The sequence below is a fragment of the Winogradskyella sp. KYW1333 genome (assembly GCF_003335675.1).
Taxonomy (GTDB): Bacteria; Bacteroidota; Bacteroidia; order Flavobacteriales; family Flavobacteriaceae; genus Winogradskyella.
The window spans coordinates 615,279-635,820 of sequence record NZ_QPHL01000017.1; the positions used below are offsets into that span (position 1 = coordinate 615,279).

17 protein-coding genes are annotated in these 20,542 nt (G+C 33.8%); 11 read left to right on the plus strand and 6 right to left on the minus strand.

Going from position 1 to position 20,542, the window contains the following annotated elements; genetic code table 11:
* Positions 1-7 precede the first annotated feature (7 nt).
* Genes DUZ96_RS12490 through glpK form a run of 4 tightly spaced genes read left to right on the plus strand, consistent with a single transcriptional unit; the run spans position 8 to position 4,610 of the window.
* A complete protein-coding gene (locus DUZ96_RS12490) occupies positions 8-1,171 on the plus strand; it encodes an MFS transporter (protein WP_114302264.1) in 1,164 nt (387 codons plus the stop codon).
* A 19-nt stretch (positions 1,172-1,190) separates the two neighbouring features.
* A complete protein-coding gene (locus DUZ96_RS12495) occupies positions 1,191-1,535 on the plus strand; it encodes a hypothetical protein (RefSeq protein ID WP_114302265.1) in 345 nt (114 codons plus the stop codon).
* A 3-nt stretch (positions 1,536-1,538) separates the two neighbouring features.
* Entirely contained in the window at positions 1,539-3,113 is a 1,575-nt protein-coding gene (locus DUZ96_RS12500) for a glycerol-3-phosphate dehydrogenase/oxidase (protein ID WP_114302266.1), read from the plus strand.
* Positions 3,114-3,119: 6 nt separating this feature from the next.
* The gene (gene glpK / locus DUZ96_RS12505) at positions 3,120-4,610 is read left to right on the plus strand and encodes a glycerol kinase GlpK (RefSeq protein ID WP_114302267.1); all 1,491 of its coding nucleotides are present in this window, start codon (positions 3,120-3,122) and stop codon (positions 4,608-4,610) included.
* A 32-nt stretch (positions 4,611-4,642) separates the two neighbouring features.
* On the opposite strand, the gene DUZ96_RS12510 is transcribed toward glpK, so the two are convergent.
* The 4 genes from DUZ96_RS12510 to DUZ96_RS12525 all read right to left on the minus strand — a co-directional run bounded on the left by DUZ96_RS12510 (position 4,643) and on the right by DUZ96_RS12525 (position 8,779).
* On the minus strand, positions 4,643-5,410 hold the full coding sequence (locus DUZ96_RS12510) for a glycosyltransferase family 2 protein (protein WP_114302268.1): 768 nt from the start codon (positions 5,408-5,410) through the stop codon (positions 4,643-4,645).
* Between the two features lie 207 nt (positions 5,411-5,617).
* Positions 5,618-6,406, minus strand: coding sequence for a DUF1080 domain-containing protein (locus DUZ96_RS12515; RefSeq protein ID WP_114302269.1), 789 nt, complete (start codon positions 6,404-6,406; stop codon positions 5,618-5,620).
* A 14-nt stretch (positions 6,407-6,420) separates the two neighbouring features.
* The gene (locus DUZ96_RS12520; protein ID WP_114302270.1) at positions 6,421-7,056 is read right to left on the minus strand and encodes a gluconate 2-dehydrogenase subunit 3 family protein; all 636 of its coding nucleotides are present in this window, start codon (positions 7,054-7,056) and stop codon (positions 6,421-6,423) included.
* Positions 7,057-7,066: 10 nt separating this feature from the next.
* Complete coding sequence (locus DUZ96_RS12525; protein ID WP_114302271.1) at positions 7,067-8,779, minus strand: GMC oxidoreductase; 1,713 nt, start codon at positions 8,777-8,779, stop codon at positions 7,067-7,069.
* 136 nt (positions 8,780-8,915) lie between these two features.
* Between DUZ96_RS12525 and DUZ96_RS12530 the strand changes: the two genes are divergently transcribed.
* The 6 genes from DUZ96_RS12530 to DUZ96_RS12555 all read left to right on the plus strand — a co-directional run bounded on the left by DUZ96_RS12530 (position 8,916) and on the right by DUZ96_RS12555 (position 15,241).
* The gene (locus DUZ96_RS12530) at positions 8,916-9,959 is read left to right on the plus strand and encodes a helix-turn-helix transcriptional regulator (protein ID WP_114302272.1); all 1,044 of its coding nucleotides are present in this window, start codon (positions 8,916-8,918) and stop codon (positions 9,957-9,959) included.
* 94 nt (positions 9,960-10,053) lie between these two features.
* Positions 10,054-11,016, plus strand: a complete 963-nt coding sequence (locus DUZ96_RS12535) for a sugar phosphate isomerase/epimerase (RefSeq protein ID WP_114302273.1) — start codon at positions 10,054-10,056, stop codon at positions 11,014-11,016.
* Between the two features lie 5 nt (positions 11,017-11,021).
* Positions 11,022-12,254 carry an MFS transporter gene (locus DUZ96_RS12540; protein ID WP_114302274.1) on the plus strand — a complete coding sequence of 411 codons (1,233 nt, stop codon included), beginning with the start codon at positions 11,022-11,024 and terminating at the stop codon, positions 12,252-12,254.
* Between the two features lie 5 nt (positions 12,255-12,259).
* Positions 12,260-13,402 carry a Gfo/Idh/MocA family protein gene (locus DUZ96_RS12545; protein WP_114302275.1) on the plus strand — a complete coding sequence of 381 codons (1,143 nt, stop codon included), beginning with the start codon at positions 12,260-12,262 and terminating at the stop codon, positions 13,400-13,402.
* A 25-nt stretch (positions 13,403-13,427) separates the two neighbouring features.
* Positions 13,428-14,486: a sugar phosphate isomerase/epimerase gene (locus DUZ96_RS12550; RefSeq protein WP_114302276.1), complete on the plus strand. Its 1,059-nt coding sequence runs from the start codon at positions 13,428-13,430 to the stop codon at positions 14,484-14,486.
* A gap of 5 nt (positions 14,487-14,491) precedes the next feature.
* Entirely contained in the window at positions 14,492-15,241 is a 750-nt protein-coding gene (locus tag DUZ96_RS12555; RefSeq protein ID WP_258774390.1) for a DUF1080 domain-containing protein, read from the plus strand.
* On the opposite strand, the gene DUZ96_RS12560 is transcribed toward DUZ96_RS12555, so the two are convergent.
* A complete protein-coding gene (locus DUZ96_RS12560) occupies positions 15,233-16,900 on the minus strand; it encodes an alpha-glucosidase (RefSeq protein ID WP_114302278.1) in 1,668 nt (555 codons plus the stop codon). The genes DUZ96_RS12555 and DUZ96_RS12560 overlap by 9 nt on opposite strands.
* Positions 16,901-16,925: 25 nt before the next feature.
* On the minus strand, positions 16,926-18,581 hold the full coding sequence (locus DUZ96_RS12565) for a solute:sodium symporter family transporter (protein WP_114302279.1): 1,656 nt from the start codon (positions 18,579-18,581) through the stop codon (positions 16,926-16,928).
* 194 nt (positions 18,582-18,775) lie between these two features.
* Here DUZ96_RS12565 and DUZ96_RS12570 point away from each other — a divergent pair, with 194 nt between their 5' ends.
* A complete protein-coding gene (locus DUZ96_RS12570) occupies positions 18,776-20,530 on the plus strand; it encodes a glycosidase (RefSeq protein ID WP_114302280.1) in 1,755 nt (584 codons plus the stop codon).
* Positions 20,531-20,542 lie beyond the last annotated feature (12 nt).

The window sequence follows — 20,542 nt, forward strand, 5'->3', positions numbered from 1 at the left end:
GTTTTAAATGTATTCATTACGATTAATTCTTTCAAATTGGCGATACTTCTCAGTAGTTTGGGTTTTTAGTTCTTTAAACATTATGATTGGTACTTGGGTTTTATATATCCCAAGAGTTAAAGAAAAATTACAACTCTCGGATTCAGAAATTGGTTTTGCTCTTTTTTGTTTAGCACTTGGACTGTTGTTTTTTATTCCAATTGTTCCAATTATAACCAAGAAATTTGGTCTAGGCAGATCAACTATTGTCGGTGTCTGTGTATTCAGTATTGCATTTATTGGACCGCTTATTATGCCATCTTATGAGGCGTTATGTGGCTCATTATTTTTAGTTGGAATTTTTTCAGGATTAACGGACATAGCTATGAATACCTTGGTTTCAGAAATGGAGAAAAGAGACAGGGTTAATATTATGTCTGCCGCACATGGTTTTTTTAGCCTTGGTGGTGCAATTGGTGCTTTGGTTGGAACTGGTTTAATGAGTGTGTTTAAAATTCCTTTTTATCATATTGCACTAATGGCATTCATAGTGATTACTACTAATCTTTTTTTGTCACATCAATATCTAAAAATTAAGGAAACAGAAGTTGAGGTTGAGAAAAAGAAAGGTAAATTTCAGTTAAAAAAATTCAAACCATTATTTATACTGGCTTTTTTGGCAATGGCTACCATGGGTAATGAAGGGGCTATAGAGCATTGGAGTTCAATATATTTAATAGATGTAGTTGAGATTTCTTCAGATAATTATGCTGGTTTTGGATTTACTATTTTTTCGATTATGATGACAGTTGGTCGTTTCTTCGGAGATGGCATAAGTGCTAAAATAGGGTCTTCAAAAATCGTTTTCTTAGGGTGTTTAATGGCAGTAATAGGTTATTTATTTATACTAACAAGTAGTTTTATTTTTAGCCTTTTAGGATTTGGCATAATTGGTTTGGGTCTTTCTGTTATTATTCCTGAATTAATTAGAATGGCGGGAACAACTAAAGGGATTGCAGCTTCAAAAAGTATATCTTTTGTGACTGGTGTTGGATTTTTAGGCTTTTTGTTGGGTCCAATAATTATTGGTTACATATCAGATAGTTTCACACTTAAAATGAGCTTTGTATTTTTATTAAGTATAACATTAATTGCCTTATTAATTTCTATATTTAAATTAAGGGTAAAGTAGAACAGATTATTTATGAAATATGAAAAGACGAGAATTTGCAAAGAATATCGCATTAGCTTCAGTTGCTCCAAGTACTAGTTCATTATTAATGAGTTGGGGAAATTATTGGTTGGGAGGCGATTGGGCACTAACAAGTTATATGGTTTTGAGAGGACTTACGGCATATGGAAAAGATGACTTATCCAAATCCATTACGAAAAAAGCCTGTAAGAATGTAGCGATCGTTTTTGAGGCAACATGGACATTCTGGGAAAAACTATGCGTCAGATTTGGTATCTTATGGTATGCTAGAAAAAAAAGATTTTTGTGGTGGACTGCACTTTTTCCAATTGCTATGTATAATGAATATTTAAAGGAGATGTAATTAATGTTCAACAGAAAAGAACAGATTAAGCAACTAAAGACGACTTCAAAATTTAATATTGTTGTAATTGGTGGTGGTGCTAGTGGATTGGGAATCGCGGTAGATGCAGCCTCAAGAGGATTTAAAGTAGCATTGTTTGAAGCTCATGATTTTGCGAAGGGTACTTCTAGTAGAAGTACAAAGTTAGTTCACGGTGGAGTGCGCTATCTCGCCCAAGGTAATATAAAATTAGTTATTGAAGCATTACGTGAAAGAGGACTGTTGGAGAAAAATGCCAATCACTTGTTTAAACGTCAGACCTTTCTTATACCAAGTTATAAATGGTGGTTTAAATATTATTATGGTTTTGGTTTAACTATTTATGATTGGTTGTCTGCTAGACTTTCATTAGGTGGTTCTAGAATTATTTCTGCTAAGAAAGCCAGTCAGAAAATTAAGAACCTCATACCTAAAGGGCTTAATGGTGGTGTGACCTATTTAGATGGTCAATTTGATGATGCACGACTTGCACTTAACCTAGCACAAACAGCTATTGAGCAAGGTGCAGTAGCCTTAAATCATTTTAGGGTTAATGATATTTTAAAAGACTATGATAAAAAGGTTTCAGGTGTTACTGTTTTAGACACAGAAACTGACGAGGAATTAAATATTAATGCTGATGTTGTGATTAATGCAACAGGTGTGTTTGCTAATAAGATTTTAAAACTAGCAGGACGAAAAAAGAAGAGTCTCAAGATTGTACCCAGCCAAGGTATTCACTTAGTATTGGATAGATCTTTTTTAGAGGGTGAAACGGCATTGATGGTTCCTAAAACCAGTGATGGTCGTGTGTTGTTTGTAATTCCATGGTATAATAAAGTAGTATTAGGTACTACAGATACACCAATTGACAAACCTAGCTATGAGCCTAAACCTCTAGCGGAAGAAATAGATTTTATACTCGAAACAGCAACTCAATATTTTACTAAAGCACCAACAAGAAATGATATAAAATCGGTTTTTGCAGGTTTAAGACCATTAGTGGCACCAGAAGGAGATAAAAGTAATACCAAAGAGATTTCTAGAGGTCATAAAATTATCCACTCAGAGAGTGGCTTAATTACAATAGTCGGTGGTAAGTGGACTACATACAGAGAAATGAGTGAAGATGTAGTTAACGATGCTATTGAATCCCATAATTTAAAAAAGAGCTCAACTAAGACGAAATCACTTTCTATTCATGGTAATATTTCTACTAATGAAAAATTAGGATTAAATGGAGTTTATAGGGTATATGGTAGTGATGCAAAACAATTAATGAAGTTTATAGAAACGGATGCAAGTTATAAGAATAAATTACATCATAATTATGAATACACTGTAGGTCAAGTTATTTGGGCTGCTAGATTTGAAATGGCCAGAACTGTTGAAGATGTCTTGGCAAGACGATTTAGGTTGTTATTCTTAGATGCACAGGGATCAATTGATATTGCAGAAAAAGTTGCTTCTATACTTCAGAAAGAATTGAATAAAACTGGAGACTGGAAACAAAATCAAGTTGAAAAATTTACAACTCTTGCTAAGGGTTACTTAATTTAAGCGAATATGTCGAAAAAAATCATTTTAGCATTAGATCAAGGGACAACATCAAGCAGAACTATTGCATATAATTCTAAAGGTAAGCCTATAGCAACTGCACAACAAGATTTTGAACAGCTATTCCCAAAAAATGGTTGGGTTGAACATGATCCCGAAGCTATATGGCAATCACAGATCAAGACTATTAATGAAGTATTTACAAAAGGTATATCAGCGAATGATGTTGTAGGAATAGGTATCACTAACCAAAGAGAAACTACGATTGTTTGGCATAAGGATACAGGTGAGCCCATTTATAATGCAATAGTATGGCAGGATAGAAGAACGGCATCCTATTGTGATGAGCTCAAATCTACTGGTCAAGAAGAATTGATTCAAGAAAAAACAGGATTGATAATTGATGCTTATTTCTCTGCGACAAAGTTAAGATGGATTTTGCACAATGTTGCGGGTGCAAATGATCTTGCAAAGAACGGGAAACTGTGCTTTGGCACTGTTGATACTTGGTTGATTTATAAATTGACTAAAGGCAAAGTATTTGTTACTGATGTTAGTAATGCTTCAAGGACAATGTTATTTAATATCCATATCCTGAAATGGGATACTGAACTTCTCAATTTGTTTGATATTCCAAAAGCTATTTTACCAGAGGTAAAGTCCTCTTCAGAGGTTTATGGACATACAGAATTATTTGACTATAAAATCCCGATATGCGGTATTGCTGGTGATCAACAAGCCGCATTATTTGGACAGCTCTGTACAAAGAAAGGTATGGTTAAAAACACCTATGGTACAGGTTGCTTTCTATTAATGAATACTGGTAAAAAACCTGTTAAATCACAAAACAATCTTTTATCTACGATTGCTTGGCAAATTAATGGCAAGACACAGTATGCTTTGGAAGGAAGTGTATTTGTTGGTGGAGCAGCTGTACAATGGTTGCGAGATGGGATTAACCTCATTAATGATGCAAGTGAAATTGAAACTTTGGCTAGTTCTGTGCCAGATAGTGATAATGTTGTGGTCGTTCCGGCTTTTACAGGTTTGGGAGCACCATATTGGGATCCTTATGCTAGAGGTAGTATCATGGGAATTTCTAGAGGAACCACTAAAGGTCATATTGCTAGAGCAACATTAGAAGGAATTGCACTTCAAGTTTACGATATTGTAAAAGCTATGGAAAGTGACTCTAACATGCACATTACAGAATTACGAGTTGATGGTGGTGCAACTGCAAATAATTTATTGTTACAAATACAATCCGATATTTTTGATTGTGATGTTGTAAGACCTACTAATTTAGAAACAACAGCTTTAGGTGCAGCATATTTAGCAGGATTGGCTGTTGGTGTGTTTAAGAGTAAAGATGCACTCAGTGAATATTGGGAAAAAGATAAGACCTTTAAACCTCAAACAAATAAGGAAGGCCAATTAAAGCTCATTAAACTTTGGCACAAAGCTGTAAACCGAAGTAAAAATTGGTTAGATGATAATTAATACCTCAAATCTGATATGTTAAATCAGGTTATTTAAATAGAGAATTCACTTTTTATAATTTTAATCGGCATTATTCTATATTTTTTAAGCCTTCTGATAATTGTTTTAATGTCTCTAATCTTAAAGAGATTAAATTCTGTTCTTTTTTTAAGTTCTTTTTTATCTAAACGAATGTTGTTTCCATTTAGCATACTATAAACAGCACCCGGAAATGGTAACGGTTTTAATTTCTCATTATTAACAATAGTTCTTTCATGATTAAAATATAACAAGTCATCAATCAATAATTCAATTAAATCTGGCTTAATAATTATACAAGATCCACAAACTTCATTAAAATTTTTTAAATTTAAAAATGAGTATTTTTTACCTTCAGTATATAGATATCCTTTATTAATATACCATCCTTTTACGGAATCGTCGGCATTTTTACAAACGAAATCACATATTTTATTACTAATACAATCATCAGAATCAACTGTCATTACATATGGAAAGCCCATTTTCAATGCATGTTCTGAAGCCACTTTTAACTTTTTTGATTTGTCGGCTCTTTTAACTATTAAATTTTCTTGATTTAGATGAGTTAAAATAGGTGGAGAAAATTTCATTTGTAAAAATTCAACTCTATAATCATTTTTGAAATTTGTTTCTGGTATTTCATGACATGCAACAATGACCTTGAAATTTGTATTATTTTGATTACAAATAGAATTAATACATCTATTTAAAAGGCAAGAGAACTCATGCCAATCAGGAGTCGTTGCTTTACTTTGAACAGGAATAATAAAGGCTAACACATTTTAATAAATTATGTTAAGACATTAAAATAAAAATAAAAATATGCAAATAAAAAAAACTACCCTTAAATAGGTTGTATGGCTTGCTTATTCAGTTTAAAAGTTTGGCAATTACAAAATATTAAGGTATCACCTGGTTTAAATAATTAATTCTTTTTAAGAAGATCTGCGAAAAAAATATGAATTAAATATCTATCTGTTAATTTATTAATTTAAAAGTTCAAGGATTTCTATATTTTTAAATTCTACAGGGTGGCTCTCACTCTGTAAAGAAATATACCCTGATTTTACAGGTTGCCCCTTTAGTGCCATTGTGAATTCTGAGGAATACTCACCTCCATATATAGGTTTGGTATATTCCATAACCTTCACGCCATTTATAAAGTGTTTAATAATAGAATCATTGTTAACTTCAATTTCTAAATGCACCCATTGTGTGTCATGGATAGTCTCTGAGCTTGAATTTATGCAATGATCGGTTACCAATTGATTATTCATTTCAACATGTGTTCCAGGTGTGCATAGATTTGCAGTAGGCCTTTCTTTTATTCCGTCACCACCAAGTAGTTGAACTTCAATTGATACAGGAAAACCTTGATCTAATCCTATGCTATTAGGATCTTCACAATGAATCATTACACCACTATTTTTATAGGCCCATGCTTCACCGTCAGCGACTTGATTGTCTAAAAATCTATAATCTAATCGCAATTTATAATTCGAAAAAGGCTTTTTGTAGTAGATATGACCAAAGGTGTTATTAAAAGAGTCATTGTACTTGGAGTAATCTACTTTTAAAATAGAGTCTTCAACTTTGAAAGTAGAATTGAAATTATAACCAATAGGATGTCCTTTAATTTTTACAACCCAATCATCTAAGTTATTTTTTGACAATAAATTAACCCAGTTTTCTTGCTCAGAAGAATTATTATCACATGACTGATATAGAAATATGAAGACAATTAAACCAATGCAATATTTTGATAGCTTATGCATGAATCAAATTAAACCTAATTAAGTGAATAAGCTTTTCCTCCAGTTTCACTCAAATCAATGCACCCTTCTTGTTTGCCAGGTACAGGTCTATATACCAATACTTCCTCTCCAATATACTCTGTACTTTTATAAGCGAATATACATAACCCTCTTATGTTACTCAGAGCAACGTAATTGGCAACTTCATCTGAAATTGAAGATTCGTTTTTAACTGATTCGTTGTAGGTTTCCCATAGCATTTTGTCTTCTTCCTTGGTTTTCTTTAAAGCTTCAGCTAATAAAGGTTCTATCCCTTCTATTTGAATATCATCAAGATCTTCCTTTTCGCTTGATTTCAGAAGTTTATTACAGAAATTTGAAAACCCTTGCTTAAGAATATCCTGTTGCTCAGCCTCCATAACCTCATTAGCAAATTTGTCTATAAATTGAGGGACATTTACTTCTGTTGCACTAGGCGTATCTGAAGTTTTTGGTAAAATTATATCTGTAATTTTATTAAGAAATTGCACTTGATTTTTACTAAAAAACACTGGTTCCCAGATTGGACCAGTTTCTTTTGTGCAACTATGTAAAAGGCTCATTGCGCTAGGAGCAAGGAGCATTGCTCCGAATGATAGTCCTAATCCCTTTATGACTTCTCGTCTTTTCATGTTTTAATTTTTAGAGATTTCCTTTTTTAAATTCGTTTGCAGCGTGTTCTGCTGCTCTAGCAGTTAGTGCCATATAAGTCAATGAAGGGTTTTGGCAACCTGCTGAGGTCATTGCAGCACCATCAGTTACAAAAACATTTTTTACTGAATGAACCTGATTATATTTGTTCAAGACCGATGTTTTAGGGTCTCTTCCCATTCTTGCGGTTCCCATTTCATGAATTCCTAATCCAGGTGCACCAATTGAGTCCATTGGTTCAATATCCTTAAAACCAGCTTTCTCTAACATTTGCATCGCTTGAGCTATCATGTCTTCACGCATTTTTAATTCATTCTCCTTAAACTCAGCATCAAAGGTTACAGTAGGTAGCCCCCATTTATCTTTTTTGTCATAATCCAAGTACATTCTGTTTTCGTGATATGGTAAAGTCTCGCCAAAACCTGTTAGACCCATAGTCCAACCTCCAGGTTTTAAAATAGCTTCTTTTAGTTCTTTGCCATAGCTCAATTCTCTAACTGTATCCGACCAGTCTTGACGGCTAGCACCACCTTGATACCCATACCCTCTTATAAATTCGTTGGAATCTGTTTCACCACCTAAATTTCTAAATCTTGGAATGTAAATACCATTTGGTCTTCTCCCGGAATAATATTTATCATGGAAACCATCAAATTTCCCGTATGCTCCAGCCTTAAAATGATGATCCATTAAATTATGGCCTAGTTCGCCAGAATCATTACCTAAGCCATTTGGGAACCTATCAGATTTAGAGTTCATCAAAATATAAGTAGAAGCAATTGCAGAAGCACATAAGAATATTACTTTCGCCTTAAATTCAATTGCTTCATTGGTTTCAGTGTCTATAACTTTTACACCAGTAGCTTTTTTAGTAGTATCATCATAAATGATTTCATGAACAATGGAATTTGGCCTAAGGGTCATATTACCGGTTGCTTCTGCCGCAGGTAACGTCGAGGAATTGCTACTAAAGTATGCTCCAAAAGGACAACCCCTCATACATCTATTTCTGTATTGACAATTCATTCTGCCTTGACCAGGTTTAGTTCCTTCGGTAATATGTGCAGTGCGTCCAATAGTGAGAACACGGTCTTCATAATTTTCAGAGATGTTGTCCTTTAAGTGTGTCTCGACGCAATTAAGTTCCATAGGTTTTAAGAATTTTCCGTCTGGAAGCTGTTCCAATCCTAAGTTTTCACCACTTACACCAATATATTCTTCAACATAATCATACCACTTTTCTAAGTCTTTGTATCGTATTGGCCAATCTACACCGTTGCCATCTTTCGCATTTGCAGAAAAGTCAATATCACTAAGTCTATAACTTTGTCTTCCCCACATCAATGATCGGCCACCTACATGATAACCTCTCATCCAATCAAAACGCTTGTCTTCGTTATAAGGATGGTCAACGTCGTCAACAAAGAAGTGTTTACGAGATGGTCGCGTTGTATAACCTGTTCTATGTTGCTTTTCTTGTCTTTTAATATCCTTTTGAGTAGGGATATCACCATTAGGTAAATCCCAGGGATCTAAATTGGCTGTTGGATAGTCTTCAATATGTTTTACCATTCTACCGCGTTCAAGAACCAACGTCTTAAGCCCTTTTTCACATAATTCTTTCGCAGCCCAGCCTCCAGAAATTCCTGTACCTACAACTATAGCATCGTACTGAGTTGTATTTTTTTTATTGTTGTTATTCATAGTGTTGGTTTAGTCCATAAATTGAATTCATAAAAATAGCTTAATAATTTTGTGGAATGCACAGTAAAAATCAAAAATATTTTTTGAAAAAAGAAAATTAGCCAATTTAGAAGTTATATTTGTTTAAAATATTTCAGTGAAAATAAACATACATAAGATTGAACCATTTAGAGCAGATGGCGTAGTCTATCATGCAGACACATGCCTCCCTTTAATTGATGCCTTTAAAAGGAATAAATTAAAATTTAAGGCATTGGCACGTCACACTTATCCTGGGAATCGATTAGATGACAATACTTTGGGTCTAAATAGTATAGGCTATTGGGATGCTAATGAACCACAAGATTGGGGTTTGGATTGGCACAGAAATGAAGGTATTGAGTTTCATTTTTTGGAATCTGGTACAATGCCATATTCGCAAGAAAATAAAGAGGTCCTTTTAACACCCAATCATTTGACGATTACAAGGCCATGGGAAGCTCATAAAGTTGGAAATCCAAATATTGGAATGGGAAAGTTTTACTGGGTAATTATTGATTTAGGGGTTAGGCGACCACATCAGGAATGGGTTTGGCCAGATTGGATAACCTTGACTAAGGAGGATTTAAAACAGTTGACTATATTTTTAAGACAAAATGAAGAATCTATTTTAAAAACGAATAATAAGATTAGAAATTGTTTTAAGGGAATCAATGATGTAGTAAACACGGATAGAAATGGAAGTAATGCCTCTAGAATAAGAAACTTAGTAAATTATCTACTTATTTTAATTTTAGACCTGCTAAAGACAGAAGATATTGTATTAAATGAATCTCTAACAGATAGCTCTAGAAGTGTTCAGTATTTTTTGAAAGAACTTGACAAGAGTTTGTCAGAAGATTGGACTATCGAGCGAATGTCAAAAAGTGCTGGTGTTGGTTTGACAAGATTTACGCACCATTGCAAGCAACTAACTAATCTCACACCTATGCGATATTTGACTATGAGAAGGCTTGAGATGTCAAAAAAGATTCTTTTAGATAAACGCAATTTAACAGTAAGTGAAGTTGCATATATCTGTGGATTTGCTACGAGTCAATATTTTTCAACGGTATTTAAGAAGCATGAGAAGTGTTCGCCAAATGAATATCGAAAGCAAAACCTAGTTGGCAAATTATTGTCAGCATATCCAGAAACCTAGTTCATTTGTATAAATTCTTTCACTGAATAAAAGTAAACAAGAGTAGCTATTTTATTAATTAAATTACATTTTAATTACTAACTATTTTAAATTCATGAAACGATTATTAAGCATTCCAATTATTGTTTTACTGCTTTATACTCAAAGCTGTAAAGACGATAAAAAAGAAGAATTAAAGCAAGATGAAGTATCGAACGAAATGAAAGATCAACCATTTTTTAAATTGTCCTTGGCCCAATGGTCTTTGAATAAAAATATTAGATTTCACGGTATGGATCCATTTGATTTTGCTAAAATATCAGACTCTCTCGGTTTTAATGGCTTAGAGTATGTCAGTCAATTATACAAGCCTTTTTATGACGAGCATGGGATAGACGCTTTAGTGGTTAAATTGGCAGAGGAAAGTAAAAAATACAACCAAAAAAATATTTTAATTATGGTTGATAATGAAGGTGATCTAGCCGATCCTGATGAAGCAAAGCGTGATGAGGCGGTTGAATTACATAAAAAATGGGTTGATGTTGCTGCAACTTTAGGTTGTCATTCAATCCGAGTCAATACATTTGGAACCAACGATCCAGAAATATGGCATGATGCTGTGGTTGATGGTTTGAAAAAGCTATCAGTATACGCAGCAACAAAAAATGTTAATGTGTTGTGCGAAAATCATGGATGGTTGTCATCTGATGCAGACAAATTAGTTGCAGCCTTAAAAGCTGTTGATATGGATAATTGTGGTACCCTTCCAGACTTTGGAAACTGGTGTATTAAAAGAAAAGATGGTGAAAAATGGGGAGAATGTGAAGAAGAGTATGCAGATAAATATAAAGGCATGGAATTGTTAATGCCGATGGCGAAGGCAGTAAGTGCTAAGTCTTATGCTTTTGATGAAGATGGAAATGAAACTACTCTCGATTATCCTAGGATATTGCAAATCGTAAAAGATGCCGGTTATACTGGTTATATTGGTGTTGAGTTTGAAGGAGGTCTGCCAGAGGAAGACGGTATATTAGCTACCAAAGATTTATTAGTTAGCGCATCAAAAACATTAAACTAACCATTATGAAATCAATCACATCTACTAAATTATCAATCATGATGTTCCTTGAATTCTTTATTTGGGGAGGCTGGTTTGTTACAATGGGGTCTTTCCTGGGAAACAATTTAAGTGCATCTGGTGCGGAGACAGCAATAGCATATTCTACTCAATCGTGGGGTGCGATTATTGCCCCTTTTATAATAGGCTTAATTGCTGACCGATTTTTTAATGCAGAAAAGATTTTAGGGATATTACATTTAATAGGAGCAGTGTTGATGTATTTAATGTCTCAATCTACTGATTTTAATGTATTCTATCCTTACGTCTTAGGTTATATGATTGCCTATATGCCAACATTAGCCTTAGTCAATTCAGTTTCTTTTAATCAAATGGACGATCCTGCAAAACAGTTCCCGATGGTAAGAGTATGGGGAACAGTTGGGTGGATCGTAGCTGGACTTGTTATTAGTTTTGTGTTTAAATGGGACTCAATTGAAAATATTGGTAAAGGAATGTTGTCAAATACCTTTTTAATGGTTGCTATTGCATCGGCAATATTAGGCTTATTCAGTTTTACCTTGCCTAAGACACCACCGAATAGAGGTAAAGAAGAGGAAGTGAAAATTTCGGATATTTTAGGATTAGATGCATTGAATCTTCTCAAGGATAGAAACTTCTTGATTTTCTTCTTGGCTTCTGTGTTAATATGTATTCCTTTGGCATTTTATTATCAAAATATTAGTCCTTACTTAACAGAATATAAGGTGGAAAATTCAACAGCTTGGGCATCATTAGGTCAAATGTCAGAAGTTTTATTTATGCTACTTCTACCATTCTTTTTTAAGAAATACGGCTTCAAGAAAACCATTTTATTGGGAATGTTAGCGTGGACAATTAGGTATTTACTTTTTGCTTTCGGTAATGCGGGAGAACTATTTTTCATGATAATTATAGGTATTGCATTGCATGGTATATGTTATGATTTTTTCTTTGTGTCTGGTCAGATTTATACGGACTCTAAAGCAGGTGAAAAAGTTAAAAGTGCGGCTCAGGGATTAATAACCTTAGCTACTTATGGTGTCGGAATGTTAGTTGGTTTTTGGGTGGCTGGCCAAATTGTTGATCAAAATCTAATTGGTGAGGGGTTGCATAGCTGGAAAGATATCTGGGTGTTCCCATCAATATTTGCGGCAGTAGTCCTACTATTATTTGCGCTATTATTTAAAAATGAAAACGTAGAATATAAAGATTCATAAATTTAATGAGTAATAAAATTAGACTTGGTATTTTAGGAGGAGGAGGAGATTCCTTAATTGGTGTTTTGCATCGTGTTGCCTCATCAATGTATGATAAGTTTCAGTTGGTTGGTGGTGTGTTTAATATTGAGCTTGAGGAAAGTTTTAATTTTGCTAGAGAAATTGGAATTCCAACTGACCAGGTATACAAAGATTTAGACACTTTAATTAAAGAGGAATTAAAACTGCCAAAGCATAAACGGATTGAAGTTGTCTCAATTCTCACACCTAATTTTCTCCATTTCCCAATGGCCAAGAAACTTCTTGAAAATGGATTCAATGTTATTTGTGAAAAACCAATGACAACTACTTATGAAGAAGCTAAGATTCTTCATGAAACTCTAAAAATGGCAAATACTGTATTTGCAGTTACCTATACTTATACAGGATATCCTATGGTAAGGCAAATGCGCCACATGATTGCAAACGGCGATATTGGAAGGATTCAAAAAATAGACGCACAATATTATCAAGGATGGATAAATCCTATAATTCATGATAAGGAAAAACGTAAGTCTACTTGGAGACTGGATCCTGAAAAATCAGGTATAAGTTGTTGTATTGGAGATATCGGCACTCATGCGTTCGACATGGTAGAATATATGTCTGGATTAAGAGTTAATTCAATTTTAGCGGATTTGAACTATTTATATGAGGATAACCAAATGGATATTGATGGTACTGTACTCATAAGATGTGAGAATAATGTAAAAGGAGTGATTAGGGCAAGTCAAATTGCAACAGGCGAAGAGAATAATTTCAAAGTTCAAATATATGGCGACAAAGCTGGCCTAAAATGGGAACAAGAAAATCCAAACTACCTCTATTTATTGGAAGATGGTCACCCTATGCGAGTCTTAAAGCCTGGCCATATCTATAATAGCGATCTTTCTTTAGATGGTACAAAATTACCACCTGGACACCCAGAAGGTATTTTTGATTCAATGGGTAATATATACAAAGGTGTTGCCAAAGCGATTAGAAATGAAGATTATGACCATGGTGAATACCCTACAATCATTGATGGTTTACGCGGGATGAATTTTATTGAGAAAGCAGTTGAATCTCATAAGCAAGGAAATGTTTGGGTAAATATTGATACTGCCTAAAAGATTGATAAAAGAATATTAGATAATGAAAACAATAAAAGGACCCGCAATTTTTTTAGCTCAATTCATGGACGAGAATCCACCCTTTAACACCTTAGATGGTTTATGTAAATGGGCAAGTGATTTGGGTTATAAAGGTATACAAATTCCCACATTAGATAAGCATATTATTGATTTAGATATTGCCGCAGACAGTGATACATATTGTGATGAATTTAAAGGCAGAATTAATAGTTATGGATTAGAAATAACAGAATTAAGTACGCATATTCAAGGTCAATTGGTTGCGGTTCATCCTGCACATGATATTATGTTTGATGTTTTTGCACCTAAAAATTTAAAGGGTAAGTACAAAGAGCGTACAGCATGGGCTACAGATCAAATGAAAAAGGCTGCAGTTGTTAGCAATAAATTAGGCTTAACATCGCATGCAACATTCTCTGGTTCATTACTTTGGCCAGTTATGCATCCATGGCCACAACAACCAGCAGGATTAATAGACTTAGGATTTAAAGAATTAGCCAATAGATGGTTGCCAATTTTAGATATTTTTAAAGAAAATGGAGTTGCCGCATGTTATGAAGTACACCCTGTTGAGGATATACATGACGGGGATACTTTTGAACGTTTTTTAGAAGCGACAGGTAATCATGAGAGTGTGAGTATCTTATACGATCCTTCCCATTTTGTTCTACAACAACTAGATTATATAAAATATATAGATCATTATCACGAATTTATTAAAGCCTTTCATGTTAAAGATTCAGAGTTTAAGCCAACAGGTAAAAAAGGAGCTTTTGGTGGTTACAACGATTGGAAAGATCGGGCTGGTAGATATCGCTCTCCAGGTGATGGTCAGATAGATTTTAAATCTGTATTTTCAAAATTGACAGAATATGGATGTGACGTCTGGGCCGTATTAGAATGGGAATGTGTTATAAAAAGTCCTGAGCAAGGAGCAAGAGAAGGCGTTAAATTTATTAAAGATCATATTATTGAGGCTACAACAAAATCATTTGATGATTTTGCTGGAGGTGATGATAAAGACGAAAATCAATTAAGAGAAATATTAGGATTAACTTAAAAAATATGAGAATTAAAACAATTATACACCTCTTATCCCTTGTATTAGTACTTATGAATTGTAAAAGCGAAAAGGAAATAGAGATTAAAGAAGAGAATAAAACTCAGCAAGAAACTTCTAAATTGAGTGAAGTGCAGTGGAAAGTACTTTTCGATGGAACCTCGACTGATGCATTTAGAGGTTACAGGCAGGATAGTATTTATCCGCAATGGTCCATTGAAGATGGTAATTTAGCTTTTACACCCGGAGGTGGGAGTAATAAGGATATTATCTCTAAAGATCAGTTTACCAACTTTATTCTATCCATAGAGTGGAAGGTTTCAGAAGGTGGAAATAGTGGTATTTTTTGGGGAGTTCATGAAGATGATAAATATCCTGAGGCCTATATGACCGGTCCTGAAATTCAAGTTTTAGATAATGAACGTCATCCCGATTCATTTGTTGCAAATGGTACACACAAAGCTGGTTCTTTATATGATATGATAGGATGTCCGCCAGAACTTATTAATCCTGCTGGTGAATGGAATCTCTGTGTAATCGAAGTTAGTCAAGATGCAAATATTGCCAAAATATCAATGAATGGTACTCAAGTCATGACTTTTCCATTACATGGTGAAAAATGGGACGAAATGATAGCCAATTCGAAGTTTACAGCATGGGAAGGGTTCGGTAAATACCGAACAGGTCATATTGCCTTACAAGATCATGGTGACAAAGTTTGGTATAGAAATATTAAAGTGAAAGAGCTAGATTAAATAGTGACGAAGTTGAGCCTCCCAGGGTCTTAGATTATTAAAAGAGTGATTGTTGTTATAATTTGAAATAACTAAATGTGATGCTTTAATATCTGCATCAACGTGTTCTGTCGTTTGAGTTTCATTGCTAAAATTTAAGAGAACGATATAGGAATCCGAATTACCCCAACGTTTGTATACAAACAGATTCTCATCTGCTTCATTTAGGCACAAATAATCACCATAAACTAATACATTGTTAGCCTTTCTAATTGCAATCATTTTTCTGTAAAAATTCAAAATGGAACTGGGATCCTCTTGCTGTCTTTCAACATTTATATTGTCATAATTTTGATTCACATTTAGCCAGGGTTTGCCTTCTGAAAAGCCAGAATTGATTTTATTGTTCCATTGCATTGGTGTTCTGGCATTATCTCGGCTTTGCTTATGAACTAGTTTTATAAATTCTGCCATGTTTTCACCTCTCTTAATGGCTTCGTTCCAACTGCCTAAAGTTTCAACATCATTATAGTAGTCTATAGTTGGGTAAGCGACATTTGTCATACCGATTTCATCACCTTGATAGATGTATGTCGTTCCACGCATGGTAAGTAATAGCATAGCAAGTAATTTTGCCGAATTCGAATGATGTTCTGCATTGTCGTTACCAAAACGAGATACCATTCTTGAGAAATCATGATTACCCAAAAAGATACTTCCCCATCCTTTGCCCTTTAGCTTTTCGTCCCAATCATTAAATACTTTTTTAAACTTAGGAAGTGGTACATCTATTGGGTCGTATTTACCTCCTGCACCATTATCTATAAACATATGGTCAAAATGAAAAATCATGTTGAGCTCATCTCTATCTTCATGCACGTAATCTAACCCATTACTCAAGTCGATTCCTGGGCCTTCGCCAACAGTCATAATATCATATTTAGACAATACTTTTTTGTTGAGCTCATTAAGGTATTCATGAATACGTGGGCCATTAGCATAATAGTTTTTTATGGCTCTACCGTAGTCTTTTGGATCTTCGGTATCTGGAAAATCAAGTTGTTTAGATATAAGCGATATCACATCCATCCTAAAACCATCTACTCCTTTTTTACACCAGAATTCTACAATATCATGTATTTCTTCTCTTACCTTAGGATTTTCCCAATTTAAATCGGGCTGTTTTTTGGTAAATAGATGTAAAAAGTATTCCTCTGTAATATCATCCTTTAGCCAAGCAGATCCACTAAAAAATGAAACCCAATTATTTGGTTCTTTATCATTTTTAGCCGGTTTCCAAAAGTAATAATCGCGATAGGGATTGTCTTTTGATTTTCTAGATTCTTTAAACCATTCATGTTCGTCTGAACTGTGATTAAGAACCAGGTCCATGACCAGTTTTAGTCCTCGGTCATGCATACCTTCTAATAATTTATCAAAGGCATCTGATCCACCAAAATCCTCTGATATAGCTCTGTAATTTGAAATATCATAACCATTATCGTCATTTGGTGATTCGTAAACAGGGCATAGCCAAATAATATCTACTCCAAGTGATTTTATGTAGTCCAATTTTTCGATGATACCGTAAATATCACCAATGCCATTTCCTGAAGTATCCTTATAAGATCGTGGGTAAATTTGATATACGATACCCTCCTTCCACCAAGATTTTTTCATAAATAAATACTTAAAATGGACATTTTTAAAATATGACGTAAGTGGCTAAAACTAGTATAACAATAAACAATCCTACTGGTAATGTATATTTCCAAGGTGTTGTGTCAATAACTTCTGTCACTTGAGGAATATAAATTTCTTCGTCTTTTTTAGGCTTTATAAGTCTAAAAATTAACATAATGAGCATATTAATAACAAATAATATTCCCATAATATGTAAGAAATGCGGATAAGCTTTAGCTTTTATAATTGCTATTTCGTTAGTGTTAGAAATATCATTAGCTGTTGCTTCTGAAACTGCGGCTTCAATGGTATTAGGTCCTAAATAAAGTAAACTAAATAAGTACATTAAAACACCAGCAATTAGTACGGTTTTTGCACCGGTTGCAGGTACTCTTTTAGAAATAATTCCGGTTAAAACTACTGCTAAAATAGGAACACTTAAACTTCCTAAAGCTTGCTGTATATAACTAAATAGACCATCTGGTGCATTAGCTATAAATGGTGCAATACTCATGCTTATTAGTGCGAGAATTAGACCGGCAATTTTTCCAGCTTTTACTGATTGTTTTTCTGTTGAATTCTTATTAAAATTTTGTTTGTATAAATCGGAACCAAAAAGTGTTGCACTGCTATTTAGTAAACTGTTGAATGAACTCAATACTGCGCCAAATAATACTGCAGCAAAGAAGCCAATAAATGCTGTCGGTAAAACTTTTTTAACTAATGCAGGATATGCTTGATCTGCATTTTCTAGATTTCCTTCAAAAACGTGCCATGCAATTATTCCTGGCAATACAACAATTACAGGAATTAAAAATTTTACAAATGCAGCAGCTATCATACCTTTTTGTCCTTCTGCTAAATTCTTAGCACCAAACACACGTTGTAATATAGATTGGTTAGTTCCCCAATAATAAACCTGTGCTATCATCATACCAGTGAAAATTGTTCCAAAAGGAATTGAGGAAGTTACATCACCTACGGCATTAAATTTTTCAGGATTACTATTCCATAGTGTATTAAGACCATTCATTACATTACCATCACCAATAACACTTAATCCAAAAAAGGGTATTAGAAGTCCACCTATCATTAATCCTATAGCATTTATCAAATCTGAGACTGCAACTGCTTTTAATCCACCAAAGATGGCATATATAATTCCTATGATACCAATGCTCCAAACGCATAGCCAAATAACCGCAGACTGCGACATACCAAATAACTCAGGCAAGTCAAACATGGTACTAAACGCTAATGATCCGGAATATAAAATTGTAGGTAATAAAACAATTCCAAATGCAATTAAAAATAAGACAGCCATTATAGCTCTTGTTTGTTGGTCAAAACGCCCTTCAATGAATTCTGGAATCGTAGTGATACCTGAACTCATGTATTTTGGTAATAGAAAAATTGCAGTAGCAATAATCGCAATTGCTGCTAGTGTTTCCCATGCCATGACTAAAATTCCTTCAGAGAAAGCTTGTCCATTAAGTCCAACAATTTGTTCAGCGGAGAGATTAGTAAGTAAAAGAGAACCTGCAATCGTTAATGCACCAAGACTTCTTCCGCCAAGGTAAAATCCGTCAGCTGAGGTTTCATCTGTTTTTCGTGTTGCATACCATGCAATTACAGCAACAAGTGCTGTGAATCCAATAAAGGAGATAATTGAGAGCATTTATATATAAGTTAGTTAGTATTATTGCTTAACAATATATAAAAAAACGATTTAAGGCATCGTCAATTGCATAAGGTAATTAATAATAAAAGAACGAAATGCTTTTCGCTAAAAATTAAAATAGTTTTATCTAAATTTTGTGCAATACCATTGTTATCAATTGTAAATTTATGATTTAATCTAACTTAAGTATTATGAATAACATAGAAAACCAAACGAATGAAGTGTCTCATTTTAATGGTGTAATGCTTAATGCATATCCAGACAGTATTGGTGAAACTCTTAATGATATTGTGAAAATGTTGAAGCTACCTGAGTTTAAAGATGTTTTTTCATTGTTTTATGTTTTGCCTACTTTTTTCAATAGTGATTTAGATACAGGGTTTTCAATTATAGATTATAATTTAAATAAAGACCTTGTGACCGAAGAGGATCTTGAGAGCCTAAAAGAACTCAACATTGATTTAAAGTTTGACATAGTATTAAATCACCTTTCTGTTGCTTCTCCACAGTTTAAAGATTTATTGAAAAATGGTACGCAGTCAAAATATAAGGACTTTTTTATTAATTGGAATGTGTTTTGGCAAGACCATGGTGCAATGAATGAAGATGGTGTTGTCATCCCAAATAAAGAGTATTTGGACAAGTTGTTTATGAGAAAGTCAGGTCTTCCGGTATTAAACGTGGTTTTTCCTGATGGTACTGAGCAACCATACTGGAATACATTCTATCAAAAAGTATCATATAATCCTTTAAAATATGATGATTTAATTCAAATTGATGGGTTAACTCAGGATGCCGTAAAATCTATATGTCATCTCGTTAATAAAAGTCTTAAGCATTCTGAAGATTTAGAAAATATCGATTTTGGTGAGTTTGAAAAATTCAAACTTCCAGTAGTTCAAATACTAATTAAAAACAGGAGTTACCTAGGTCAAATGGATGTTAATGCTAAGTCAGAACTTGTATGGCAGTTTTATGAAGAAACTTTGGCAAAATTAAAAATGTTTGGTTGTAAAATATTGAGATTAGACGCATTTGCATATTTGCATAAAGCTGTTGGTGAAACAAATTTCTTTAATAATCCAGGAACATGGCACTATTTAGATCGAATTAAGAAAATAGCCGATAGCAATAATTTGACCATATTACCAGAAATCCATGCTGAATATGGATCAAAACTACATAAAGAAGTAGCTGATAGAGGATTTCAGAGTTATGATTTTTTTCTACCTGGATTATTAATTCATACCATAGAATGTAAAACAAACAAACCATTATTGAAATGGATAGATGAGATTGTTAACAATGGATATAATGTGATAAACATGTTGGGTTGTCATGACGGAATTCCAGTCTTGGATTTAAAGGGGAAGAAAATTGATGAATGTTATTATGAAGGCCTATTACAAGATTCTGAGATTGAGTCCTTAATGGATTTGATTATTTGTAGAGGAGGAAAGGTTAAAAACCTGTATGGACCAGATGGTAAAAAGATTTCCTACTACCAAATTAATGCAACTTATTTTAGTGCTCTAGGGGAAGATTCTAGAAAAATGCTATTGGCTAGAGCAATTCAGTTGTTTATGCCGGGTATACCTCAGATATGGTATTTAGATATATTTGAAGGTAAGAATGATTATGAAGCGGTAGATAAGGCAGGTAATGGAGGACATAAGGAAATTAATAGAACCACACTTCCAAATGAAAATATTATTGATGCTTTGCAAAGGGAATCCGTCTTGAATCAATTAGAATTAATTAGACTCCGAAATACACACCCAGCTTTTTTGGGACAACTTAAAGTCAACAACTCTTTAGATTCAAAAGTTTCATTGGAATGGCATAATAAAGAAGCTTTTGCTAAATTAGATGCTGATTTAGACACACTTGCATTCGAAGTTAGTTGTTCCGATTTAAATGCTGAAACTTTCTTCTTTGCTAATTAATTGAGTTAAGTT